We start from the raw sequence: 25160 nt of genomic DNA on the forward strand, positions 1-25160 counted from the left end.
TTTTCACCGAGCCAATTTTTACAGCACATTCTTTCTTTTTTCCACTCACGCTCATAGCGTTTAAGCTCGTCCATATATACCATTTTGGCATCGCCACCCAGCCCCCAGATTCCTCTGTCTTAACCTCGCCCTCAATTTTGTTTCCTTCTTCATCAAGAGTGTTTGCTTCTCGATCCAGATCGCGCACCGCACATGATCTACATCAGGCTACTCTAGGGCCAGCAGCTCACCCCGTCTGAAGCTTCCAAGGATCGCCCCGGTAGAGTATCACTCATACGCCGTGATCCTATAGAAGGAAAAGTTGGGCTTTTTTATTTTGCATGACAAAAGGATAGGGATGATGAAAAACCAAGTTATAGCCATACCACTTTTTACCGTAATGCCCATACCAAATCCTGATTAGACCATAAGATACAGTGTATTTTAATTTAAGGAGGGGTATAGATGAGCGAAGTTGTAGCCGGAGCATATGGTTTCCACCATCATCATCATATGAACATTGGAATGATCCTAGTCCTGTTCATTCTGTTGGTAATTATCTTGAAAACATTCTGTTGGTAATTATCTTGAAACATTTGAGTCATCTCTGCATATAATGAAGCGAGTCCTGTAATTTAGCAGGCTTCGCTCATTTCTCAAATCCATTTGATATAAAAAAATTCCCATCCGGTATCTGTAGGGTGGGAATTTTTTTATATTGAATAGAGAACATATGTTTCTATTCAAGGAGGCGCCAAAGATGGCGAAAAAGTTAGAAGGGAACGGGCTATTTGAATCATCAATGCTAATGCTCCCAGAACATCGGGAAGCTTACAATCATTACATGGTCCACAAAGCCCCACAACCAAGGCTCTGGAATGAGATGGAACGTTCCGACATCCAACACGATTCCTCCACGGCCGCCGTACCCACTTGTATGATCAGGGGCAATACGAACAGGCAATCCAGGTTTAAGATCCTCATACTTCAATGATGTTCCTCCTTAATGCCTGCCCCTTTTTAATCAAAAGGGGCAGAAAAGGGGCAGATTTTTTCCTAAACTTGCGTCTTGTCTGACCGTCATAGACCGGGAGAAAATCTAAAAACCGTTGATATATAAGGATTGTTGCCGGGATTGACCACCATAGACTAGGGGCATTATCAGTCTTCCAAGCTGGTAGCGTGGGTGCGACCATCCGTGCAGCAACTATGAATGAACTCAAACAGGACTCGCGTCAACATGACCTTTATCCGCGAGCCGAGGGCTCGCACTTTGAATCAAAATGTTGAGTATTCCCATCACTCTCTCAACTGTAAAAAATTCTTGAAACCCCTGTGCCGCAACCTTTCCTGTTTCGTTTTCAATTTACGCATGCAGGGACAAAGAGGGGATAATTTGTCCACGCGCATGACACGGGTCGAAGAGCCTGCCAAGCAAACGCACAAGCAAATTGACCGGATGGAAGAATAATATATTTGAGAGGATGATATGTGCCTGACTGGGCGATTGTAGATTCATTACGATTGTTGCGATGGTGGTAACTGTATGGATACCCGGATTCGGTCCGGAATCTCTTAGGGGGTACTCGCCGGAGCGTTTGCAGCATACGGCAACCAGTTTGTAAAACAGGCAAGAAAGAGTGGTAGCGATGGGTAAGCTCGTATATTTTAGCCAAAAGGATAAACGATGGAAGGACGTCATGTACTCCATTCGCAATGACAAAAAGCAAACTATCGGAACATCTGCATGCGGACCGACAAGCGCAGCTATGGCCATCAGTTCCCTGATCGGCCAAACTGTGTTACCCACCACAGCGGCTGCCTATGCGCTTAATAATGGTTACCGCACAATTGATACCGGCACGTCATGGGATTTCTTTGTATCGATCGCTAAAAACTATGGTGTTGCATGTAAGCAGACCGACAGCCTTAGAGAGATAAAAAAAGCTCTCAGTGATGGGAAGATCGTTATCGCGTCCATGGACAAAGGTAACTTTACAGGTGACGGTCACTACATTCTGCTGGTTGGAATCTCCAATAAGAACGGAGAAACTTGGATTAATGTATTTGACCCTAATCACAGCAATACCAAATATGGCACAGATGGTCTGATTGATCAGGGAATTAAGAATGACGGTAAGGTATCGGCAAAGGAAATTGTATTTGTTAAGCAAGCAAAGCAATATTGGATTTTTTCACATCAAACCAAGGAGGATGAGGATGAAACTGGAGGAAGACAATAAGCTAGTGCCAGCTCCGAAGTGGTTTGGTTCGGAATTTGGGTCGGCTGATCTGAAAGGTTTGATCGTAGATCCACAGCTTACGGTAGAGGGCAGGCGCACATTGCCTTATTCCGGAAAAAGGGTATGATACGGTGAAATCCGAAAGAATCGGTACAAAAAGGCTCATCTCACCATTATGCGGGATGGGCCTTTTTGTTCTTATTACTCTTCTTCGGGTCTTCTCACATGCAAGGGTGGAGGGATCAGCCAACCTTTTTCTTTACTCATTTGGAGTATCCGAAGTCCGATTGCTGCTTTGGTGGCATGGTATTTGAGAAACAATGCCCCAATGTCTTCTCTGATGCATTGACCAATAACTGAACTGCAGGCGACAAGTCCAGCCGCAGTTTCTACGGCTATTTTTGCTGCGATTTCCGGATCGGCAAATCTGGCGCCTACGGGAATATCCTCTAATTTGGCGTCTGGCCTTTCTGGCAAAATAGGTGCAGGAGCAATACCATTATCAGTTAGAAGGGTGTCGCACTCTTTAATTTCAAGTTTTGCTTGGTCTATCAAATCTTCGAGGATCTTTTTTAGACCCTTGTCCCCAGCATGGTTGAGATAGGCTTGGTAACATGAAACTGTTCCTTTAGCCATTTTAGAAGCTTCCCAAACACTGAAAACTTCCCCGTAGTGCATAGGCTCGTCTTTTGGATTTCCGTCTAAAATACCCACTGTTTAATTTCTCCTTTAAGTGTTTTCGATTCAAATTAAATTATTTACAAAGTAACCCATTAATATGTATTTTGTTGTTCATGTGCCTTGGCGTCCGCCCCTTCACTGGGTATTAGTTAACCAATCTAACGGAGTAAAGAGTCTGATGGACAGACATCACTTCTTGCTTGAATATTTCATGAACGGCCGTATACCGAACGATACGTAAGGTGGTTGAGTGCTGTAAGGGTTAGCCGCCCCCTGTGCTACCCGATTTAAATTTAATTATCTTAGATGTTTGATCAATCATTCACTTTAACCCTTACATATCCTGAAGTATCAAAAATAAGGGAGTTGATGTTTTTGGCACGTATTCTTGATAAAGCGGCCGTCCAGTCGCTTAGTGGCCGAAGGGGCTGTTTTTATTTTGCAGCAATATAGGAATAGAACGGAAAGAAAAGTTCTTTGCATTATTTTGAATATAATATAAACTTATCCTATATAACCTGCTTAAATGCCTTCTGCTACTTTCTTCTCTTAAAAAATAATCTTTCACATGCTTGTTGTTAACCACCCCCTAATACATAAACTTACATACCGTTGCGTTTTTTAACCTCTTCTTTATTGTTTAGGTATCTTTTAATAATATTTAAATTCTTCCTGAAAGCTTAATAAGTGCGTATGAAAAATCAGGCTTCCCTCCAACTCGGCGGTCCTGGCCCGGCGCCGCTTGTCCTGCAGCCAATAAATGCGGGCCAGATCAGCCTAGGCATTGACATGTCTCGGATTGAGGCGCAGCGCCTGCCATATCGAAGCTTAACCTCGATACGGGACGGTATCCGCCGCATGGCGCGGATTGTACCGGATAACCCAGCACCGGTGCTTTAGTAGAGCAAATCGATCATATGTTCAAATCCATGGATATCCTGAGCCGCCAGGGAGCGTTATCATCTCATGCTTGGGTATCTCGCATCCGCGCTGCTGTTCAGCCTGCTGACGATGGCATTATTTTATTAGAAAAAAATGGGCCGCTGGAGGTGCAAGATATGTTTGGGGTTCTTAAAATCAAAGGCTACCGGCTGCTGTGGAGCACCCAACTGCTCAGCAATTTGGGGGACGCCATCCGCAACTGGGCTATCCTGTTCTGGGTTTTCCATGCGAGCAGCCAGTCTCCGCTCATGCAGTCCATGGTTCTGCTGGCCGAGTATGTGCCTGCCCTATTGATCGGGCCGTTTGCCGGCATTTGGGTTGACCGCTATGCTTACAAAAAAGTGCTTTTGGCCTCAACCCTGCTGCGGGCTTTGCTGTCGTTGGCAGCGATCCCGTTTATAATCTCTGGACAGATCGGGATGGTCCTTGGTTTGATCGCCATTTCTTCTGTTGTGCAGCAGTTTTTTCAACCTGCGGTGAGTAAGGGGCTGGTCAATCTCGTTCCCAAGGACAGCTTGATGGCCGCCAATAGCCTTAGCAGAACGACACAGACTTCCTTGACGCTGGCAGGCCCCATCCTGGGAGCGCTTATATATCAAGTGCTTGGTGCGGAGCTATCCTTTACCGCCGACGGCATTCTCTTTTTGGCGGGGGCTTGCCTGCTGCTCGTTATGGCTGTGCCTAATTCGCGGCCGGCCGTGCAAAATTCGACGTTTACACCGGCAGTATTCTGGAAGGAATTCACGGAAGGAATACGTTTCGGGTGGCAAAACAGTATCGTGCAGGCCATTTTTTCCCTGCTGTGCATCATGAGTCTCGGCATCGGCGCCATCAATCTTTTGAACATTTTCCTGGTTGTGAATGAAATTGGACTATCCGAACAATATGTTGCTTGGGGGAACAGCGTTCAAGGGGCTGGAATGCTGATTGGAGCTTTGATTGCCGGCAGTGTCAGCAAAAAATTGAAAGCATATCATTGGCTGACCATCTGGAGTGTTGGCATCATGGTTATCGGCATTATCGTCTTGGCGCTTAGCTGGAATGAGTACATCATGTTCGCAAGCCGTTTACTAATCGGGCTCGGGGTGACACTGCTGAACATATCGATCACGACTCTGTTTCAGCTAGAGGTTCCGGAAAAATTAATCGGCCGCGTAGGTTCTGTACTGGAAACGGCCCCGCTGCTTGCCATGTTGATTTCCTTATCTCTATCCGGATATTTGCAAACGTTGATCAGCACAAGATACATCTTCCTTGGATCTGCCCTGATCCTGTTTGCGGCAGGTATTGCCGCCCTGTTCCAGCTAGGGTGTGTACGAACCATGAAATATAAAGAGAAGTCCCGACAATCATCGGGTTTTTAAGATGGTCAGTGCTTCTTTAAGGGTTTTTGCCGACATACCGATGCCTCAAAATGAGGATCGATGGTAAATATATACTCCGGTATTGCAACTTTCTCCGTCGCTTTTCGTATAAATGGTGGAGGCGATAACATTATGAAATTAAGTCAGAGGTTAAGTTTCACAGTAACAACAGGGGTTTTGGTGTTGAGCGTATTGTCATCTACTGCTGGCGCAGCTGCAGCAACTGTTGCCGGAAAAGGAGATAAACAAGTACAATTGCCTGCCCAAACGGTAGAGAAAGTTGTTGTTACCGATCCGACTGCCATCACCAAGCTGAACAACACCAGTGTTGCACCATTAGTTACTGAAGCTGAGAAAAGGTATTTTTATGCAATGAGCGGCGGAAAAGGGACAGATAAAGGTTTCGAATTAAATGGCCGGCAATACCGTTATTTATCTGATGATATCGGAACTCGCGCAAAGTTGATGGATTACTTGAAGCAAGCATATACCGAAAAAGCGGCTGCTTACTTCGTAGACAAATATTTCATCATCCATGATGGGCGTTTAGCTCAGCTTAATGCAGACAAAGGTAATATTCTTGAATATAACAAGGCTACCGCCAAAATGCTGACCATGACAGAGACGCAACGGGTATATAAGCTCTGTGTCCCTTATTCGGAACATAAACAGGGTCCTAAATATATCACTGTGAAGTTTGAGAAAATTGGTGATTACTGGCGAGTAGATACTGCTCCACATGTTATCTTTTAATTAGCGTTATTCGCTTGGAAATTGGAAATAAAATAAGCAAAGACCCTGCTTGCGTTATGCTAACAGGGTTTTTGCTTTTCGTTATTTAATGATGTTTAACATCCCCAGGTTTTTGCAACGATGACAAGCAGAATGAAAAGTACGAGAATCGTAAAAATATTACGACCACTATATCCATAGCTGGTTCCAGCAACTTCGCTCATATTGTAAATACCCCTTTCAAATAGGATTAATACATACTATGAGCATTTAGTAAAATCGCAATGGATAAATAGATTGGTTAAAATACATATTTTTGGGTCATAGGGAGGTTTGAAATATTTTATTCTTTTACCCATATTTATTCGTTAACATTCCTCATCTCCAGTTTTTCCGCCAAATCGATGTGAGTGCGGAATTCTTCCGTTTATTGTCGTACAACCTTCGAAGTAATGATAGTGGCCTCCACTTGGTAAAGGAATCGCGGGGCCAGTCGTTCCTTTGACAATGTGATCATGTTGGTCATCAAACGAGGTTTTTACATGGTAATTGTGGACATGCGGGACACCGCTTGGGGCAGGCTCCGTTTTTCCGGCGTAATGGTGGAAGTGCCCCACATCTATTGATGTCTTCCCCGCAATGGGATGAACATGGGTTCTTGTTACGGGTTTGCCGTCCCAAGAAGTAATAAAAAGAACATGGGAATGCCCCGACTCCGAATCATTAGAATGAACAACAAAACCCGTTATTGGGATCTCCAATGATAAACAACCTCCAATGCTCAATGTTTATTCGTTGGCTGAAAAACCAATTCAACCGACATTGATACCAACATATTGCAATTGCTTGTTTCAATATGCCAATGAATTAAATGAACATAAAATAACCCCACAAAGTGACGTGTCGACTTCGAAGCTTATTCCGATTACTTTGCGGGGACCCCCGGAAGTGATATATTAAAAATAACTGCCGAGAGAGTCTCGACAGCTTATACACTGCAGATAAAATATCATCGTAGATAGGTTTCATGAAATAGAGGAAATCCAAACAGCTACATCAGTATCAGGTTAAGTAGAGATATTTTGTTCCCGCCGAAAAAGAAAAGCAGCCGTTTTTTCTGACTGATAGCATCAAAACGGCTGCTCGCTGCGAAGCTTATGTTATGCTTTCTTTACGAATTGCTTTTGTTTTGCCAAACCTTTGGCGGATAATTGATACACGGTTACGTCGTAAATCCCGGAATGTCTAGCCGCGTTGGGATCGCGCTCCGGATTCCACTTTTTATTTTCGCGTTCAATCGAAACCTGGAGGGTGCTGGCGGAAAGGAATTTGGCTTCTGTGCCGACGCCGCCGAATTTCTTTTTGAGAATAACCTTGCCATTCTTATTTACGCCGACCAGATCGATTCCGCTGCCCCCTGAAGCTCCCGATTTATAAAACAAATATGTATCCCCGCCGGATGTCACGGTAAATTGGATGGTGCCGCCTGTATTGATCCAACTTTCATCCGCTTCCCGCCAGACGGTTTTTCCATTCAACTTGATGACAGGCAGGTAGCCGAAACCATCTTTGTCTTCTTTATCGACAACCAGGCCGTTCGGCAGTTTCATAGGCAGCTTGCTTGCTTCACTACCGAGATGAAGAGAGGCATATGTTTTCGCTGCCGATTGGTTTGTTTTGGCGGAAACCACCGTTGTTGGCAGAAGTAAACAAATGATAAGACATAATGTTAGCCATTTTCGCATGATGAACCTTCCTTTGCTATGTTTTAATACTCTCACAATCTTTTAATATACCATATGGAATATATTTCTTCTATAGAATATTAAAAGATGTTTATGAGGTAAAAAGATTGATATTGACATACACGCGGTAACAGGAGATTATCAGAATAAAAGCTATTATTTCCTAGGAGGCTGCAAAGATGGACAAAATCAGAGTAGGTATGATAGGTCTTGGTGCCCGCGGTATGGGGCTGTTAAAGGGCGTTATTTTACATATGAAAGATGTTGAGGTCGTTGCTGTTTGCGATAAGTACGAAGACCGCTGCGATGAAGCGGCGGGTGCTGTGGCGGAAACGGGCATAGCCCGTCCGTTTGCGACATTGGATTACCGCGAATTGTTAGCGCTTAAAAATATCGATGCCGTGGTCATTGGCGCGTCTTGGGCAGACCATGCGGAAGTGGCTATTGCGGCGATGGAAGCCGGCATTTATACTGCCTGTGAGGTAGGCGGGGCTTATTCCGTACAGGAATGCTGGAGACTGGTTGAAACTTATGAACGCACCCGTGTGCCGGTCATGATCATGGAAAACTGCTGTTACGGCCGGGACGAAATGATGGTTCTGAATATGGTCAAGCAGGGCTTGTTCGGGGAGATTGTGCATTGCGCAGGCGGCTATCATCATGATTTGCGGGACGAGATTGCTTACGGAAGGGAAAACCGCCATTACCGCCTGGACAATTACATTCACCGCAACTGTGAAAACTATCCGACCCATGAGATCGGACCGATTGCCCGCGTCCTGAATATTAACCACGGCAACCGGATGGTTTCGCTGGTCTCAATGGCTTCCAAATCAAAAGGAATGCAGGAGTATATCCGCAACCAAAAAAGCAACGACACCGAACTGATGCAAACCGAATTTATGCAGGGCGATATCGTTACAACCATCATCAAATGTGCGCATGGCGAAACGATCACGATCACGCTGGATACAACGCTGCCGCGTTACTATTCCCGTGGTTTCACCGTACGCGGAACCAAAGGCATGTACATCGAGGAGAACCAATCCATTTTTATGGACGGCACGCATGACGAACTCCACTTCGACTGGAAAGAGCAGTGGGGCAATGTGGAGCAGTTCAGAGAGCAATATGACCATCCGGTTTGGAAAAAATTTATGCAGGAAGGCGTCAAAGGCGGACATGGCGGCATGGATTGGCTGGTATTCGCCGATTTCTTTGATTGCGTAAGAAAAGGAACCAATACGCCGCTGGATGTGTATGATATGGCCACATGGATGTGCATTTCCACGCTGTCGGAAGAATCGATCGCTTTGGGAGGGCATCCGGTTGCGATTCCTGACTTTACGAACGGCAAATGGATCACCCGTTAATCGGTTAGCGAGTTTTTTTCGTATGTTGACAATAAGCAAAAAAGGAATGCTGATATTATCCCAAGTTAAAGATAAATAACATGCAATAAGGCTGGACCGGCAGCATCCGATGGATGACATACGGTTCAGCCTTTCCTTTAAACGCGGTCTGGTTCCGATTCTTATTGGACTTTAATGACAAGGGCGTTGCTTATTTTGCGTCCCGGAGCGGTCAAATATTTCCCGTTATAATATAACCCGCTCGACGCGCCTCCATCCAGGTTCATCGCTTGATAGGCTCCCGCCTGCCGCATGATTTCGGCCAGCTGCGGGATCGTTGCTCCGCCCGTGGTCAGCAGAATGAGCTTATGGTCTTTGGTAATGCCCAGAGCGCTGCGTGCGCCGCCGCCTGTCAAAATTTTCGGATCTTTGAAGCCTTCCTTCTTCACGTTCAGCGATACTTTGCCGTCAACCAATAGCCGCGGCCCGGCCTGCAGCCCGCCTTCAATGAATCCTTGCTCATATTGCTGCTGAAACTCGGAACCTGCAATCAAACGGACGAGATTGTTTTTGTCATATGTAAAAATGACCCGCTGATCGCCGGAGCTCGCCATTTTAACGGCGCCTTGGCTCAGGATATAACCATAGGGAGCTTTGTAGCTGCCTGATGTATAAGCATCGAAAAAAGTCCCGTTAATCGCTACGGCGGCACCGCTTCGTTTGGCGATGCTGCTCAGGTCTTCGACTTGTCCAGGCGTATTGCCTGCAAGCACCACATCCATTTGCACTTTTGGATTCATGAGGGAGACCGTAACCATTTGAACGTTAAAGTAACGTCCTCCCACTTTAAAAGATTTCTTTTCGCTGATGACCGGTTTGGAATCCGACTGTCCCGCAGTCCGATGGATGACAGGAAGTACCGATGAGGAGCTGCCCGCGGCAATTTGGACGGCATCGCTTTCTTTATGCCATTCCAGCCGGTAGCCAAATTGTTGAATGATCGGTTGAAGCGGGATATAAACGGCTCCGTTATGCCTAAAGGGCGCATCCTGCAGAAGGACGGAACGGTCATTTACGCCGGCCTTTTTTTGTCCGAGGGTCATGGAGAGACACACGTCCTGATATATGACGTCAATTTGTTTGGCCGCTTCATTCCACTGTACCTGCGTGCCGTCAAAATCTTTCAAAAAACGAACGGGTACAAAGGCATGGCTGCTTTTGGCATCCATAATTACGATGTTTTTCGGCGGCGCCGCCGCGGAGGCGGCAGGCATCAAGCAGGTAAATGCAAGCAATAATAAGGCGATCGATTTTTTAAACATTTTTGGCTGAGATTCCCCTTTGTATGATTTATTTCTGTATGTTTATATATCGGAAAAATCAGCCTTTTGTTGAATATCTAAATGGGACTTATGTCGCTTGTTTTAATTCCAAGGAACTATTCAGACACCCGAATGTAAAATCGTTCACCGTGTTTGTCGACCACGACGGGCGATTCGAAAAATCGACTCAGATTCTCCGCGGTCAAAATATCTTCGGTTTTTCCGCTTCCAACCGCTTCGCCGCGTCTCATCAGCAGCACATGGCTGAAGACCGGTAGGATTTCCTCCGTGTGATGCGTTACATAGATCAAAGTCGGGGCATTCGGCTGACTCACCAGTTCCGCAATACTTTCGAGCAGGCGTTCTCTCGAGAAAATATCGAGGCCGTTGCAAGGCTCATCCAAAATCAAAATGCGGGGGTCCGCCATCAATGCGCGGGCAATCAGCAGTTTTTGCTTCTCTCCCTGTGAGCAGGTCCGGTATTCGCGGTCCCATAAATGAGCGCAGCGAAGTGTTGCCATAAGCTCGCGTGCGCGCTCGTAATCTTCGTCGCTGGTTTTGTCGTAGAGGCCGATGGTGGCATGTTTGCCGCTGATGACAATATGCTGCGTGCGGTCCGATGCATACAGCCGTTCCTGAAACGAGTTGCTTACCCAGCCGATCGATTTGCGCAGCTCGCGCAGGTCCACCTCGCCGAACAGGTGCCCAAGCACCCGGACGGAACCTTCCGATGGCCAGATATAGCCGTTGACGATGTTTAATAACGTAGTTTTACCAGAGCCGTTAAGCCCGAGCAGCGCCCAATGTTCGCCGGGTTTAACCTGCCAGTTGACATCCTCCATGAGTGTAAGTTCTCCGCTTCGCCAAGTGATGTGTTCGATATCGATGATCATATCCGCTTCCTCTCCTGATCCATTGTAATAAAAACGCTGTTTTTCACATGTTAAAACAAATCCCCGCGCTGTCAATGCCAGTTTTCCCCGGACATGAGCGTTTTTGGCTGCATGTTCCGAAAGCAAGCTGCATTTTAGAGGGCGGAATTCCGTGCCAAAAGTGATTGTTGACGCGGCCCGAAAGAGTTTATTTTCATATATGTTACATTTCCGGAAAGGGTGGTGTCGTCGCGATAAGTGCTGGCTTGAAAAGCATTTTTTGCTATAATGTCATCAGGTGAAGCCAAGATGGAAATGTGTATACGTACAGACCGCATAGAGCTTTTTAAAGGTGCCGACCGGTTCTCCAATCAACCCCATAACCATGGGCATTGGTATCAGGTTACGGTTCCGATTCAGGGAATCTGCCATTTTACGATGGAAAATAAACCATACCAGCTTTGCGGGGATCAGGGGCTGATCCAGCACCCGGGGACGGAGCATTTTCTGCACCTGGATACGGCAGCCAGCGTCATTATTATTAAATTCCGGGAGGATGCGCTGCAGTTGGTGGGCGAACCTGGAGCTTGTACGGAATTTACCGAAAAGCAGCGGATGAACCCGCACGAGCTGTCCCGGAGATTCCGGGAGTGGACCTCGGAGTTGATGTTTGCCGAAAGCATCGCGCCGCTTGCCGCACAGGAGACGGAAATGCGCGTGCTGGATTATTTGCGAAACACGCTGTCCGGTTCACATGGGTCCGGAAGCCGGGCCGATTTCAGGGGCGGACTTGTTCGGGACGTTCATCTTAATCAGGTTCTGGAATACATGCATGAATATTATACGGAAGCCGTTTCGATCGAGGATCTGGCTGCAATTGCGGGGCAAAGCCGCTATCATTTCATGCGGACATTCCGCAAATGCATAGGTGTCACTCCCTATCAATATCTGCTAAGGTTAAGGGTAGGGGACGCGAAGGCAAAACTTAGGAATACCTCCGTTTCGGTAGCGGATATCAGCTGCAGTCTCGGTTTTTCCAGCGTGAGCCAGTTTCACCGCATCTTCCTGAAAATGGCTGGCATGACGCCGGGCGAGTTTAGGCGCGGGTAACAAGCAAGTCGTACTATCGACGATGACGCATCCACAGATGAGAGCCATCGAGTCGAAGCGTCAAACAACCCTCCGGCAAAATTTTATACTTACTTACTAAAGAGCAGCGGTTTTTTCGGAGCATTTACGAATGATCAAGGGAAACCTTGGACAAATCTTCATGCAGGGAAAACGAATTTTCAGCGCGAATAAGGCAGAATGAAAACCTGTTTTGGAAGAAGAGACACCTTTGCGGTATTCAAAAGAAGCGGGATATAAAAAGAGGGGGACAAAAGAGCGATGAAAAAAGAAAGCTTCATTCAACCCGATGCTGAAAGCTGGCTGCAAAAGTTCCATTTTTCCATTCCGATTAAAGTGCGTTATTGCGAGACCGACATGCTGGGACATGTGAATAATGTGAGCTATTTTATGTATTTTGAGCAGGGGCGTATTGAATATTTTGAAAATCTCGGATTGTTTGATGCCATGTTTGGCGGCGAAAAAGTAGCCGTCGTTGCGGATCTTGAATGCCAATATTTGGCCCAAATGTACCGCAGCGATAAAGTTCAGCTTCATGTGCGGGTCGCGTCGATCGGAAGATCGTCGCTTGATGTGGAATATGCCGTCGTGGTGGAGAACCGGCTGAAGGCAGCCGGACGCGGAGCGGTTGTGCTCATTGATCAGGCCAGCGGAAAAAGCACGCCGATTCCGGACGAGGTACGCGTGGTGATCGCTGCATTTGAAAAGGAAGGGTTAGCCAAATCTTAAATTGTTTAAAGACAGTCCGGTAAAAGCACCTGTTTGCGGCAGGTGTTTTTTTGTGAGAAGATACTAGGGGCGAATTTCTGCTTTCGAAGAGAGATGCTCATCAGTATATTGAAAATCTAAGAGTGAGCGGGAAAACGCGAGAAAACATTAAATTATAATGGGAGTTATTACATATGGCTAAATCCAAATTTTATGTGGTCTGGGAAGGGAAAAAGCCGGGGATCTACGCGTCTTGGGCGGAATGCCAGGCACAGGTGAGCGGCTATAAGGACGCAAAATATAAATCCTATGAATCCCGCACAGAAGCCGAAGCGGCATACAAGGGCGGCTGGAAAGGAAACTGGGGACAGGGCAAATCGGCCTCCTCCTCCAAAGGAGCTGGAGCAGGCAAGTTTTCCGGGAAACCTGGCTTGGCGGCAGCGGACGAGGGGGAAATTATTTATGACAGCATCTCCGTCGACGTCGGCACCCGCGGCAATCCCGGCCCGGTGGAGTATAAAGGCGTAGATACGAGAACCGGGGAAATTTTGTTTTATGTCGGACCGATCGAAAACGGCACGAATAATTTGGGAGAGTTTATCGCTATCGTGCACGGCTTGGCCTATCTGAAGAAACTGGGCAGCGACAAAACGATTTATACCGATTCCAAAACCGCTCTCGCTTGGGTCCGGAATAAAAAGCCGGCAACGACGCTTGTTAGAAACGAATCCACGCGCAAAATTTGGGAGCTGACCGACCGGGCGGTGGAATGGCTGCAAAACAATAAATACGAGAATAAAATCCTGAAATGGAATACGGAGAAGTGGGGAGAAATCAAAGCGGATTTTGGGCGGAAATAGGATGCCGGAGGGAAAGCCTGAAATGTGCAGGCTTTCCCTCCGGCCGTTTTAACCAAATAAGAAGATTCCCCCTGGAAAGGATGCACATTGAATCCATTTCATAATGTATTACGGGGATTTGAACAGTGGCATTATGAATTGGATTCTTGAATTTGCTTTTTGGTTTTAGCAAAATCCTACATACAAAAATGACTGGCTGACTGGCTGTTCCATCTAAAAAGTTGCAAAAGTGCATCTATTTTAGCGTTCCAGGCAATGATGGCTAGAAAGCTTGCAAAAGTGCAACTTTTGCCCAGCTTATAGGCATAAACAGACGATTCATGGTCGAAAGGATGCACTTTCGCAACAATTTTGCCATTCACGCTATAAAATGCCTGAAAAGGATGCACTTTCGCAACATTTTCCTGATCACATGATCAACACGGATATCTGGTATACAGGCAAAATGTCTTCAATAATCTCGATGCCGCTCCCCCGCTTCACCGGTGAAACATACAAGGTATGCTGCACGTAGCGGGTTTTTGATGCCTGCTTCTGCAGGGTGACGATGCCTTGGGACTGCAGGGACGTGCGCAGCGTGGGTTGCGGCAGCGCTGCTGGAACAGACGGCATTGTCCGTGCAGGAGATTGCGGAACGAGTGGGCATACAGAGCGCCAGTTTTTTTGGAAGGTTATTTCGGGAACGGATCGGCATGACGCCCGGGCAATATCGTATTCGTAGGCATGGCCGGCTGTAGGCGTTGTTTTTCGCATGGGCCCGGTACGGAGAATGATCATATTAAAAGAGTCATGCCCGTTCGGATCCGTCCATCTGACTCCGGGCATGACTCTTTTTGCTGTTTATAGTTACATATCCGCGGCTACGCGGAAACCGTATTATGCCGTGTTCTCGGCGGCATGAGCGTCAAGCAATCGCGCCGCATTCATTAAGCGTGCGCACTCCGCCGGGTTTTCGAGCGGGAAATGATGCCCGCTTTGCAGAACATGAACATCCAATGCCGAAAAGGTACCCGGCAGGGAATAAACTTGATCCAATTCGCCCCACAGAATTTGAACAGGCGCCACGGATAAATCTTCGGGTTTGATGAACGGCAGTTCGTGCTCCAGCACCCGCAGCATATTGGCATTGGCTGCCGCAATCCTTGGTGAAGACATTCCCGTTTGCAGGTGGGTCACATAGGTATCCGGGATACCCTGCGGGCTGGAGAAGACTCCTTCGCGAAGCAGAGTCCGCGAAAGCCATCCCGCCGGCATTGCAGACAGCAAATGCCGGCTTAAACGCGGAAAACGGCTCGTCATGCGTCTAAATATCCCTGAATGGGGACGGTGAAGTAGGGGCTGCAAAAGCGTGAGCTTCTCTACGGCATGGGGCATGCGTTTAGCCGCCTCCGCTGCCACAACCGATCCGAAGGAGTGTCCGGCCAAATGAACAGCTGACGGAGAATCATCGAGCAGTCTGCAGATTTCGTCCACGTATTCCTGATAGGAAATATCCATTTTCCACATTGGAGAGCGTCCAAATCCTGGAAGATCAGGAAGCCAGACAGGCCTGCCGGTCATCATGTGAAGCTGCTCTGCCAGCGGGATCAGGTCGTCTGCACCGCTAAGCCAACCATGAATCAGCACCCATGGATTTCCCGTACCTTCCTTGATCATTACGGCGAGATTTCCCTTGCGGTCCCGATTCCAGCCGGCAGGCTCTGCAGACGGTCGATAGGTAAACCTGTAATCCAGGTCGGCGACAGCATATGGGAGCAGATCCCGTGTCGATGATGCAGCGATGATCGGTGGATTAACGATATCCGGAGCGTTAAGGCCGGGCTGCCCAAGAATGGAAGCTTCCGGGTTTTCCGCCGCCGTCCCCATTTCGTGCAGCAGCTCCAAAGCAGACCCATGATCGAAGTTCCGGTTGGTGACAAAGGCCAAAGATTCGGCGGGAATCCCCGCCCATTTGCCGATGCCGGCACGCAGCACCCTGGTAATGAGTGGCAGTGGGGCGGAGAAAAACGGAGCCCTTCGGCCCAGCGTTGCTGCAATCAAAGTAAGGAGCTCTTTCATATCGGGTTCCTGCTGCTTCCGGCCGAGTAAAGTATAGGTTTCGGATGCCGGCTGGCCGCTTCGTGCCAAATGGACGATTACGCGCGCCAAAATATCATTGGCAACGAATGGAACCCAGTAACCGGGTCCTCCCGGAATGACGGGCATCAGGCCGCGCCGGACGGCATGCACCAACACGCCGAGTCCGCCGAGCTGTTCTGTGACCCCTGCGGGAAATGCCCCGATGACTGTAGCCGGGTTCACGACCGACAACGGGTAACCGACCTGATTCGCCTGTTGGCGGAGGTACAAATCCGCGAGAAATTTCATCCGTTCGTATGCTCCGTCCTTGGACATGAAGGTTTCCATTTGCCGCACGTTCGCCTGCAGGTCAACGTTGTCGTCCCGGAATGGACTCATATAGCCAACGACATGTACCATATGGCGGAGGCCTTTGCTGCGATGAATGTCTTCAGCGAGCTTTCCTACATGCCCGGCGCCTTCAAGAAAGGTCTGTGTGGCGGAAGCGCCGGATAGCGTAATGTCCATGGTTCCCCCGGCATGAACGATGACGTCGGATTCCTGAGCAAGGCGGTAATCGGCGTCCGAAAGGCCAAGCCCCGGTTTACCGAGATCCCCCTGCAGCAGATAGATATTCTGCCTTTGTCCGAGCCCGCTTTGTTTCAGAATATCACGTGTCTTTTCCAGATTCCGAACAAGCAGAAGCAGCCGCTCTTGCCCTATGGCCAGATGCTTTAACAATTCCTTCCCGATGAACCCCGTGCTTCCCGTAATAAAAAATGTATCCAAACGGACACCTCCGATTTAATATATCTAGTACTCAATAGTACTAGTTAGGTTTAAAAAAAAGCTTCATTTTTCAATGAAGCATTTGACAAAATTGGCGGGCTGTCTCCCGAATCACCTTCGCATCACGCATGGTTTCCGCGAGCACAAGCGAGCCTTCCAGCGAAGCGACGAACAGCCGGGCAGCGGCATCCGGGTCGAGATTGGATCGGAATTCCCGGGAGCGCACGCCCTGCTCAAATAATTTTCTGACCAAAGGATGCATCTCGGTAAAAAATCGCGCGATTCGGTGCTTCACCTGATCAGCGTTCACGGGACTTTGAAGATAAAGCGTGATAAAAGGGCATGCTCCCTGGCAATCCCGCTCAGCGACGCCGGTTATCAGCCGGTCCAAAAAGGCAAAAATGCGTTCCTCGACAGTCAGCTGATCCTGGCCCAGCAGTTGAAAAAGGATGGACTCATAAGAGGCGATCCAGAATTCGACGACAGAGAGCAGCAGTTCCTCCTTGCTTTTGAAATGATAATAAATATTTGATTTCGATACCTGGCTTTCCCGCATTACATCATCCATGCTGGTATAGCCGTAACCCCTGCTGAGAAACAGACGGGCCGCCACTTCAGTGACATGTTCCCGGTTGGATGCCGTAAAATTAGTTTTGTTTTTCATAACTAGAACTATATAGTACTACAATGTAATTGTCAAATCGGAAAGTCATTCCCGCCAGGGGAGCTGCTGCGACAAATAAGATCCATAGAGCGATTCCTCTCACATTTGAAAACGGAAAGATATACTTTTGAAAAGGCTGAGAGATCTGAAAAACTGCCGAAAGTAAAAGCAGCCCGGATGCTTACCGCTACCGCGGCGCTTCCTGGCTGCTTGCCCCAATGACTCCGTATTGGATGAAACGAACGATTTCTTTGCGGAATTGCTCCGATTTTCCGTCTTCCCGCCCCAGCTTCATGCGGTCATAATGCAGAATGGACCAGATGCTGGCCGTGACTCCTAGTTCAAACAGGAAGATATCCGCGACCGGGTTCATCGCGCCGGCTTCAATCCGCTTCTGCATTTCCTGTACTTCGGGGCTTTTACGGTATACGGACTGGTCAAAGTAATCCGACAGCTCCGGATGATGCAGTGATTCGGTAAACAGAATGTTGAACTGTTCCAGGTTATTTTGGATGGTCGTAATCAACCGGTTTATGTAATATTCAATCAATTCGTCATTGCTGTGTTTAGTGAAGTCGGCCGCAGCTTTCGGTTCTGCCGCAAAGTCGATCACGACGCTGGCTTCGAGCAACTCTTTTTTGCTGCCGAAATATTTGTACATTGCGGCTTCCGATATGCCGCAAGCTTTGGCGATTGCGCTGGTTTTCGCCGCCGTATACCCTTCCCGTGAAAACAACGCTCTTGCTTCCTCGATAATCCGTTGTTTCGTTAATTCCCCTTTGTTCATGTCTACGTTCTCCTTTATGAATGCAATAGAAGACCAGCAAAGGCTGGTCTTCTAACTTTAAGGATTTTGCCAAAATTATTATAACAGGATTATTTGAAAGAAGCGAAACCTTGGTCGACCATGACAATACTGCCGTTGATCGCATCTGCCTCATCGAGGGATACCAGATAGACGGAGTTTGCGACCGATTCCGGCTTGGTCAGCTCGCCGCCCATTACTTTGGCTTTCATGGTGCTCAGCATGCCTGATGCTTTGTATCCCGCGATAATCGGCGTATCCACCGCTCCCGGCGCGACGGCAACCACGCGGATGCCATAAGGGGAAAGCTCAAGAGCCGCGGATTTGGTCATCATGTTCACGGCGCCTTTGGCCGCATGATAAGCGAATGTTCCCGGGGAAGCCAACACGCCAAAGACTGAGGATGTATTAATGATAACGCCTTTAATGCCCAGCTCTTTCATTTTGCGGCCGGCATAAATGATGCCGTAAGTAACGCCATGCTGATTCACGCCGATCGTTTTATGGTATTTCTCCAGATCCAGATCCATTACGGGCGTTTGCAGGCCGATCCCGGCATTGTTGAACATGACGTCGATGCGGCCATAGGTTTCAACCGCTTGATTGACCAGCGCTTCGACCTGCTCGGGCTTGGATACGTCCGTTTGTACGAAAATGGCTTCTCCGCCGGCTTTTTTGATAAGATCTACCGTTTCTTGACCTCCGGCTTCATTGAAGTCGGCAACGACAACCCGGTCTCCTTTGGAAGCAAACTTTAAGCAGGTTTCCCTGCCGATTCCGCTGGCTCCGCCTGTAATGACTGCGACTCTTTGCGTGGACATAGAAGAAATCCTCCTCGACATTATATTGAAAAAAACCAAAAGTAAGTACTTACTAACCTGATTATGCTCCTCTACAATCATAATGTCAACAGCGATTCAATGATTATTATCATAGCGCCACAAAAAAATAACCCTGCTCATCTGCATGGGGCGCAGAAGAAGCAGGGAGTGCTTTGAAAAGTTCGGTTTTTCTTAGTCTTTCTTGTTTGGCTTTAGGGTTTGGAGTCATTATTCTTAGCTTGTGGGTACTTAGCTTGTGCGTATTTCGAGTACTTCGTACTGGATAACTCCCATCGGAGCGGAGACGCTGATGACATCGCCGACGGTTTTGCCGATCAGCTCTTTCCCGAGCGGACTTTCATAAGAGATCTTATTATTTTGCACATCGGCTTCCGCCGGGCTGACAACCCGGTATTCCACGATTTCTTTGAACTCCATGTCATTCAATTTGACAAAGGATCCAACGCCGATGGCTGAAGAATCGGTGCTTTTGACGACCCGTGCTTTGGTCAGCATTCTCTCCAACTGAAGAATCCGCGTCTCCATAAAGGATTGGTCGTCTTTAGCGGAATGGTATTCGCTGTTTTCCTTCAGGTCGCCGTAACTGATCGCCACTTTGAGACGTTCAGCCAGCTCCTTGCGTTTGACGGTTTTCAGTTCCTCAAGCTCTGCTTTGAGCTCCTCCAGCCCTTCCGGGGTTAAAATGAGTTCTTCATTTTCATTGGACATATCGCAACACCTCTTTCCTAAATTGTACACGAAATCCGGGCAAAAGCGAAAGACGCGGGAAATTTTCGTTATGAACAAACTTCCCCTGTCGTCATGACCAGCCGTCCATGTATACTGTGTCGTACAAAAAGATGATGCAAAATCCCGATATCTTTAAGGAGGAATGCCTTCTGCAAATGATGTTCAAGTACAACTGGGCTGTCCGTGAGGATTGGTTTAAGCGGTGCGAAGAAATCAGCGAGTCCGAGCTTCTTGAAAAAACGCGCCGGCGGAGTCGGAGGAATCCTGTATACACTCTTTCACATTGTAGATGTGGAGTGAAGCTGGAACCGATCCTCTTTATGCTATACTGATCCTGAGAAGTTTTAACGCACATGAACTGACAGTTCAAAATGATTCATAGTCCCAAACTCGTGAGCTTGGACCCTCTCAATATCTTTTACTGAGCGAGCTGGAAAAATTCAGCCCGGCGGCAATCCATGCTCTTGTTCGGGATTTCCTCGCAAAGAATGAGACTCGCAAGCCGTGTTTTTAACGCGATTTGGATGCAGGGAGGATCAGATACATGTTGGATACATTAAAATATCCCATTATACAAGCGCCCATGGCGGGAGGCATCTCGACACCCGCACTTGCTGCAGCCGTTTCTGACGCCGGCGGGCTGGGGTTTTTGGCTGGCGGGTATAAAACGGCCGAAGGTTTGGCCGAAGATATTCAAAAGGTGCGCCAATTAACCTCTTCCAGGTTTGGAGTGAACATTTTTGTGCCTGGTCCTTCTGACGCGGATGAGGATGCCATCGCTGCCTACCGCTTAAAACTCGAAAGGGAAGCGGAATGTTTGGGGACGGTGTTGGGAAATCCTAGCGCGGATGACGATGAGTGGAACCGTAAACTGAACCTGGTGAAGGCGGAGCGGGTTCCTTTCGTGAGCTTTACTTTTGGTTGCCCGTCCAAGGGAATCATTCAAGAGCTGCAGGCGAATGGAAGCTTTGTTATCGTGACGGTTACCTGTGTGGAGGAAGCCAAAATGGCTGCTGATGCCGGTGCGGATGCCTTATGCTTGCAGGGGATTGAAGCAGGAGGTCATCGAGGCACGTTTTCGAACGGTACGGATTTGCAGGAAGAGTATGGATTACTGGTTCTTTTGCGGCTGGTTAAACAGGAACTCGGAATTCCTCTTATAGCTGCGGGCGGCATTATGGACGGGCGGGCCATAGCGGCGGTTATCGCTGCGGGGGCCTGTGCGGCACAGCTCGGTACCGCTTTTCTTCTTTGCCCGGAAAGCGGGACGAACCCGGTTTATCGGGAAGCTCTGGCCAGCCCGCGTTTTACTTCAACCCGCATAACGCGTGCTTTTACAGGCCGGCGTGCACGGGGTCTGGTGAATGATTTCATGGAAGCCTACGACAAGGAGGCTCCGGCGGCATATCCCCAGCTGCATCACATGACGCAAGGGCTGCGGAAGACTGCAGCGCAAAACGGCAATCCCGAATACATGTCGTTATGGGCCGGCCAGGGGTACCGGCTTGCTCAGCCGCTGCCTGCTGGAGAGTTAATTCGTAATTTGACAGCTCAGTTGCTTGAACAAAACCGTGAATGAGAGAACCGCCTTCCTAGGGGTTCTTTTTGCTTCCGGCGAATCTCAGTGAATCTGCGTTTCTGTAGAGACACAAGGTTTTTACTGGATATAAGGCCGTTCGCCTGCTACGGAAGTTTTTCAATAAGGCGTTTTTTCTGAACTACCAGTAGAAATCACCGGAAGAATCAGGTTATGATAGAAAGAAACGATCTAAAGATCAGACGAAAATGGAAGGCATAAGGGATTGATGATAAAAAATGTGCTGGTGACGGGTTACCGCGCGCATGAGCTGAATATTTTCGGCCAGAAGCATCCGGGAATCCCCTATATCCAGAAAGCGATTACCGCTAAGCTGGTGCAGCTCGCCGAAGAGGGGCTGGAGTGGGTTATTTCACCGGGGCAGTACGGGGTGGATTTATGGGCCTGCGAAGCGGCGATTGCCCTCAAGGAACAATACCCTCATCTTAAAATTGCCATAATAACGGCTTTTGCGCACCCCGAAGAGAATTGGAAAGAGGACAAGAAGGAGTACTACGGGCGGATTTTGCAAGGGATCGATTTTTACGAAACCGTCAGCCGCCAGCCTTACAGCGGCCCATGGCAGTTCAAGGCCCGGGATGACCTGCTGTTTCGCAAAACGGACGGCATCATTCTTGTTTATGACGAAGAGACGGGAGCGGGCAGCAGCGCCAGATTTTATAAGGAAAGAGCTCTAAAAATGCAGCAGGAGGCAGGATACGGCTTCCTCAGCATCAGCACTGAGGATATCCAAAGTCTGGCGGATGAGGACGCTTCGAGCTTAAGCGGCGAAGGAATGGATATCGGATAATAATTGCAGCGACAATTCATGAAAGGGATGATAGGATTGATCCGATTCGGAACCATTGGTACCAACTGGATTACGGAACGTTTTTTACTTGCGGCCGGGGAGAACGATGATTTCGAATTGACCGCGGTGTACTCCCGAACGGAAGAAAAGGGCCGGGAGTTTGCGGCGCAATTTGGAGAGGCGAAGGTCTATACGGATCTAATGGCCATGGCTGCCAGCGATGACATTGATGCGGTTTACATCGCGAGCCCGAATGCTTTTCACGCCGAGCAGGCGATCATTTGCATGAACCATGGCAAACATGTGCTGTGCGAGAAGCCGCTTGCTTCCAACAGCAGCGAGGTGCGGAGAATGATCGCTGCGGCGAAGGAAAACAACGTGGTGCTGATGGAAGCGATGAAATCAACGCTGATGCCCAATTTTAGAGTCATGAAAGATAATCTTTATAAAATCGGCCAGGTACGGCGTTATTTTGCCGGCTACTGCCAATATTCCTCGCGTTATGACGCATTTAAGCAGGGGACGGTGCTGAACGCGTTTAATCCGGAATTTTCAAATGGCGCTTTAATGGATTTGGGGATTTATTGCATTTATCCGATGGTGTCGCTGTTTGGAAAGCCGGAATCGGTGAAAGCCACCAGTGTCATGCTCTCAACGGGAGTGGACGGAGAAGGCAGTATCATTATGGGTTATCCGGATATGGATGGCGTGGTGATGTACTCCAAAATTACGGATTCCTTTCTCCCGGCGGAAATTCAGGGGGAAAACGGCACGATGGTCATTGACCGGATCAACCAGCCGTACGATGTGAAAATTCAATACCGGGACGGCAGCGTGGAAAACTTGACCCAGCAGCAAATCCATGAATCGATGTATTACGAGCTGGAGGAGTTTATCCGCATCATCTGCCGCGGCAGAAGCACAAGCAAAATCAATTCCCATGAAACTTCGCTGGCGGTGGCGGAGATCATGGAGGAGGCTAGAAAACAAATCGGTTTAAAATACGCGGCGGATGAATGGTAATGTTTGATCCGACCATTTTTGATAATTTGAAGGTTGCTTTTGAAAATCAGCTGTACGATCTCGATAATCTTGACGGTTTGATCCGGATTACGGGCCGCACCGACCGGCTGGAAATGTCCGTCATGTCGCGGGAGTTTGCCATTCGGTTCGAATTAGCCGCTGCGCCGGGGATTTTTGCCGAAATCAGACTGGAAGCCTCCCTTGCGGATTTGGCAGCCGAAATATTGGAACTAAAAGGCGAAAGTCCGGGGTGCGCACTGCGGATCGGCTTCGGGATGACGGGAGTCCGGGCAGAAACGGACTGCGAGAAGATCGGGCAAATTTTGCAGGAGATTTGGCCGGGAATTCCGCTTGTGCAAACGCTCAGCCGGGTCTATGGACAGGCTTCGGATGTATACGATAATGCAGCGGAGCTCCGATTCGGACGGAAAATCAATGAGGAGCAAATGCAAGATATTTCAGAACTGATCACGCATGCACTGCGGACTTTGGAGGAATTGACCATAAATCTGCATCAGCCATAATCAAACGGGAAGGGGAGACCCTTCCTTTTTTGCTTTTAGTCGTAATTTTTCTGCAGTATAAATTGTTTTTTGCTGGGAGTTTTGCTGAAAATCGCGATTTCCGGATTATCACCTGATTCTATCCGCTTCAGCCTGTTTAATGGAGGTTATGGCCTTCTCTTTACGCTCAAGGTGTCCCGATTTGCATGTTATACATATCCTAGCCCAGGGTCGGTCCCATTTTAAAAATCCTTGTTTTATGCTTGCAAACACGAAAATTTAGCGGATGGAGGCGTGTAATGAGGACCATGAACGAAGACGCGTTTTTCCAGGAAATATACAGAACAACTCCCTTGGGTATCGCGATGCTTTCGCTTGAAGGAGACTTGGTGAAGGTAAACCCGGCCTTCTGCCTCATTATGGGGTACTCGGAGAGCGAACTGCTGCGGACAAGCTGCCGGGATCTTATTCATCCGGAGGATCGGGAGCGTTATCTTATCTCTCTAGAGAAACTAAGAAGCAGGCCGGCCAAAGAAATGTTTGAGACGGAATTACGGTATATTCAAAAAAGCCAAAAGGTCGTTTGGGCATCGGTATGCACATCAATGATGGCAGATACCGAAGGGAACCGGCAAGGTTATCTCATCCAGATCAACGACATTACCAAAAGCAAACGGGCCGAACTGAAGCTGCAGGAATCCGCGGAAAGCAACAACAAGGCGAAAAGCGAATTTTTAGCGATGTTAAGCCATGAGATCCGGACTCCGATGAACGGCATTATCGCCATGGCGGATTTGCTTGAAAGCGCTACGGAGCTCGATGAAGAGCAAAGCGAATACATAAAAATCATCAGGCAAAGCGGCCAGACGATGCTGGCGATCATCAATGATATTTTGGATTTCTCCAAAGCGGAGTCCGGAAAAACCGAGCTGCAGGAGGATCTGTTCGACGTCAGAAAATGCGTGGAAGAGACCTTTGATGTTCTGTCGGCCAAAGCTTATGAGAAAAAGCTGGATCTGACCTTCCAAATCCGGGAAGACGTTCCGGAGATGATGGTCGGGGATGCCAAACGTTTGAAGCAGATTTTGATGAATCTCGTCGGAAATGCGGTGAAGTTCACCCCGTCGGGAAGTATTGCGGTTGATGTGAAGAAACTGGCTCAGGATACGCGGACAATGACTCTGGAATTCAAAATCAGGGATACGGGAGTCGGCATTCCCGAAGGGATGGCCGATTATATTTTCGAACCTTTTTCGCAGGTTAATAATTGTATGACCGGAAATCATGAGGGCACCGGCTTGGGGCTGGCCATTACGAAAAAATTGGTCGGGCTGATGGGCGGGAAGATCTGGGTGGAACCTAATGAAGGTGTGGGATCGACCTTTGTATTTACTGCAGTTTTAGCTAAGGGAAAATAGGCGCATGATGCTGG

27 protein-coding genes and 1 pseudogene are annotated in these 25160 nt (G+C 48.2%); 16 read left to right on the plus strand and 12 right to left on the minus strand.

Annotated elements, in window-relative coordinates; all coding sequences use genetic code 11:
- The first annotated feature begins 444 nt into the window (after positions 1–444).
- On the plus strand, positions 445–561 hold the full coding sequence (locus L6442_RS06620; RefSeq protein WP_194234911.1) for a sporulation protein YjcZ: 117 nt from the start codon (positions 445–447) through the stop codon (positions 559–561).
- Between the two features lie 223 nt (positions 562–784).
- On the opposite strand, the gene L6442_RS06625 is transcribed toward L6442_RS06620, so the two are convergent.
- Positions 785–970, minus strand: coding sequence for a hypothetical protein (locus L6442_RS06625; RefSeq protein WP_212977470.1), 186 nt, complete (start codon positions 968–970; stop codon positions 785–787).
- Between the two features lie 658 nt (positions 971–1628).
- On the opposite strand from L6442_RS06625, the gene L6442_RS06630 reads away from it, so the two are divergent.
- Positions 1629–2222, plus strand: coding sequence for a C39 family peptidase (locus L6442_RS06630; RefSeq protein WP_212977471.1), 594 nt, complete (start codon positions 1629–1631; stop codon positions 2220–2222).
- Positions 2200–2349 carry a hypothetical protein gene (locus L6442_RS06635; RefSeq protein ID WP_212977472.1) on the plus strand — a complete coding sequence of 50 codons (150 nt, stop codon included), beginning with the start codon at positions 2200–2202 and terminating at the stop codon, positions 2347–2349. Before L6442_RS06630 ends, L6442_RS06635 begins: the two co-directional genes overlap by 23 nt.
- A gap of 74 nt (positions 2350–2423) precedes the next feature.
- Here L6442_RS06635 and L6442_RS06640 read toward each other — a convergent pair whose 3' ends face one another.
- Positions 2424–2936 (minus strand): DUF3231 family protein, encoded by a 513-nt coding sequence (locus L6442_RS06640; protein ID WP_212977473.1) that lies wholly within the window; start codon positions 2934–2936, stop codon positions 2424–2426.
- Positions 2937–3590: 654 nt separating this feature from the next.
- Here L6442_RS06640 and L6442_RS06645 point away from each other — a divergent pair.
- The 3 genes from L6442_RS06645 to L6442_RS06655 all read left to right on the plus strand — a co-directional run bounded on the left by L6442_RS06645 (position 3591) and on the right by L6442_RS06655 (position 5962).
- The gene (locus L6442_RS06645; protein WP_212977474.1) at positions 3591–3803 is read left to right on the plus strand and encodes a hypothetical protein; all 213 of its coding nucleotides are present in this window, start codon (positions 3591–3593) and stop codon (positions 3801–3803) included.
- 17 nt (positions 3804–3820) lie between these two features.
- The gene (locus L6442_RS06650; RefSeq protein WP_212977475.1) at positions 3821–5209 is read left to right on the plus strand and encodes an MFS transporter; all 1389 of its coding nucleotides are present in this window, start codon (positions 3821–3823) and stop codon (positions 5207–5209) included.
- A 132-nt stretch (positions 5210–5341) separates the two neighbouring features.
- The gene (locus L6442_RS06655; protein WP_212977476.1) at positions 5342–5962 is read left to right on the plus strand and encodes a DL-endopeptidase inhibitor IseA family protein; all 621 of its coding nucleotides are present in this window, start codon (positions 5342–5344) and stop codon (positions 5960–5962) included.
- Between the two features lie 347 nt (positions 5963–6309).
- Here L6442_RS06655 and L6442_RS06660 read toward each other — a convergent pair whose 3' ends face one another.
- Both L6442_RS06660 and L6442_RS06665 read right to left on the minus strand, forming a co-directional pair.
- Positions 6310–6702: a YmaF family protein gene (locus L6442_RS06660; RefSeq protein WP_212977477.1), complete on the minus strand. Its 393-nt coding sequence runs from the start codon at positions 6700–6702 to the stop codon at positions 6310–6312.
- A 399-nt stretch (positions 6703–7101) separates the two neighbouring features.
- Complete coding sequence (locus L6442_RS06665) at positions 7102–7686, minus strand: hypothetical protein (protein ID WP_212977478.1); 585 nt, start codon at positions 7684–7686, stop codon at positions 7102–7104.
- 179 nt (positions 7687–7865) lie between these two features.
- Between L6442_RS06665 and L6442_RS06670 the strand changes: the two genes are divergently transcribed.
- Entirely contained in the window at positions 7866–9059 is a 1194-nt protein-coding gene (locus L6442_RS06670; protein WP_212977479.1) for a Gfo/Idh/MocA family protein, read from the plus strand.
- A gap of 161 nt (positions 9060–9220) precedes the next feature.
- Here the strand turns inward: L6442_RS06670 and L6442_RS06675 are convergent, their stop codons facing one another.
- Both L6442_RS06675 and L6442_RS06680 read right to left on the minus strand, forming a co-directional pair.
- Positions 9221–10360: a phosphodiester glycosidase family protein gene (locus L6442_RS06675; protein ID WP_212977480.1), complete on the minus strand. Its 1140-nt coding sequence runs from the start codon at positions 10358–10360 to the stop codon at positions 9221–9223.
- Positions 10361–10476: 116 nt separating this feature from the next.
- Positions 10477–11253 carry an ABC transporter ATP-binding protein gene (locus tag L6442_RS06680; RefSeq protein ID WP_212977481.1) on the minus strand — a complete coding sequence of 259 codons (777 nt, stop codon included), beginning with the start codon at positions 11251–11253 and terminating at the stop codon, positions 10477–10479.
- A gap of 288 nt (positions 11254–11541) precedes the next feature.
- On the opposite strand from L6442_RS06680, the gene L6442_RS06685 reads away from it, so the two are divergent.
- The 3 genes from L6442_RS06685 (at position 11542) to rnhA (ending at position 13928) form a co-directional block, all read left to right on the plus strand.
- A complete protein-coding gene (locus L6442_RS06685; RefSeq protein WP_212977482.1) occupies positions 11542–12342 on the plus strand; it encodes an AraC family transcriptional regulator in 801 nt (266 codons plus the stop codon).
- A gap of 279 nt (positions 12343–12621) precedes the next feature.
- Positions 12622–13089: an acyl-CoA thioesterase gene (locus L6442_RS06690; RefSeq protein WP_194234897.1), complete on the plus strand. Its 468-nt coding sequence runs from the start codon at positions 12622–12624 to the stop codon at positions 13087–13089.
- 173 nt (positions 13090–13262) lie between these two features.
- Positions 13263–13928 carry a ribonuclease H gene (gene rnhA, locus L6442_RS06695; RefSeq protein ID WP_212977483.1) on the plus strand — a complete coding sequence of 222 codons (666 nt, stop codon included), beginning with the start codon at positions 13263–13265 and terminating at the stop codon, positions 13926–13928.
- Between the two features lie 408 nt (positions 13929–14336).
- Here rnhA and L6442_RS33240 read toward each other — a convergent pair whose 3' ends face one another.
- The 6 genes from L6442_RS33240 to greA all read right to left on the minus strand — a co-directional run bounded on the left by L6442_RS33240 (position 14337) and on the right by greA (position 19794).
- Positions 14337–14753, minus strand: coding sequence for a hypothetical protein (locus tag L6442_RS33240; protein WP_237100253.1), 417 nt, complete (start codon positions 14751–14753; stop codon positions 14337–14339).
- 51 nt (positions 14754–14804) lie between these two features.
- Positions 14805–16775, minus strand: coding sequence for an alpha/beta fold hydrolase (locus tag L6442_RS06705; RefSeq protein ID WP_212977486.1), 1971 nt, complete (start codon positions 16773–16775; stop codon positions 14805–14807).
- Positions 16776–16845: 70 nt separating this feature from the next.
- A complete protein-coding gene (locus L6442_RS06710) occupies positions 16846–17439 on the minus strand; it encodes a TetR/AcrR family transcriptional regulator (RefSeq protein WP_212977487.1) in 594 nt (197 codons plus the stop codon).
- Between the two features lie 187 nt (positions 17440–17626).
- Complete coding sequence (locus tag L6442_RS06715; RefSeq protein ID WP_212977488.1) at positions 17627–18226, minus strand: TetR/AcrR family transcriptional regulator; 600 nt, start codon at positions 18224–18226, stop codon at positions 17627–17629.
- 89 nt (positions 18227–18315) lie between these two features.
- Complete coding sequence (locus tag L6442_RS06720) at positions 18316–19065, minus strand: SDR family NAD(P)-dependent oxidoreductase (RefSeq protein WP_194234893.1); 750 nt, start codon at positions 19063–19065, stop codon at positions 18316–18318.
- 249 nt (positions 19066–19314) lie between these two features.
- The gene (greA, locus tag L6442_RS06725; protein ID WP_212977489.1) at positions 19315–19794 is read right to left on the minus strand and encodes a transcription elongation factor GreA; all 480 of its coding nucleotides are present in this window, start codon (positions 19792–19794) and stop codon (positions 19315–19317) included.
- A 176-nt stretch (positions 19795–19970) separates the two neighbouring features.
- Between greA and L6442_RS06730 the strand changes: the two are divergent.
- The 6 genes and pseudogenes from L6442_RS06730 to L6442_RS06755 form a co-directional block, all read left to right on the plus strand.
- Positions 19971–20112, plus strand: a pseudogene (locus L6442_RS06730) (DinB family protein); the annotation flags it as partial.
- Positions 20113–20359: 247 nt separating this feature from the next.
- A complete protein-coding gene (locus tag L6442_RS06735; protein WP_212977490.1) occupies positions 20360–21394 on the plus strand; it encodes a nitronate monooxygenase in 1035 nt (344 codons plus the stop codon).
- Between the two features lie 226 nt (positions 21395–21620).
- Positions 21621–22202, plus strand: coding sequence for an SLOG family protein (locus L6442_RS06740; protein ID WP_194234917.1), 582 nt, complete (start codon positions 21621–21623; stop codon positions 22200–22202).
- 18 nt (positions 22203–22220) lie between these two features.
- The gene (locus tag L6442_RS06745) at positions 22221–23225 is read left to right on the plus strand and encodes a Gfo/Idh/MocA family protein (RefSeq protein WP_272880323.1); all 1005 of its coding nucleotides are present in this window, start codon (positions 22221–22223) and stop codon (positions 23223–23225) included.
- A complete protein-coding gene (locus L6442_RS06750) occupies positions 23225–23749 on the plus strand; it encodes a hypothetical protein (RefSeq protein WP_212977491.1) in 525 nt (174 codons plus the stop codon). Before L6442_RS06745 ends, L6442_RS06750 begins: the two co-directional genes overlap by 1 nt.
- 278 nt (positions 23750–24027) lie before the next feature.
- Complete coding sequence (locus tag L6442_RS06755; RefSeq protein WP_212977492.1) at positions 24028–25146, plus strand: PAS domain-containing sensor histidine kinase; 1119 nt, start codon at positions 24028–24030, stop codon at positions 25144–25146.
- Positions 25147–25160: the final 14 nt, after the last annotated feature.

This window comes from Paenibacillus azoreducens, from assembly GCF_021654775.1.
Lineage (GTDB): Bacteria > Bacillota > Bacilli > Paenibacillales > Paenibacillaceae > Paenibacillus_AQ > Paenibacillus_AQ azoreducens.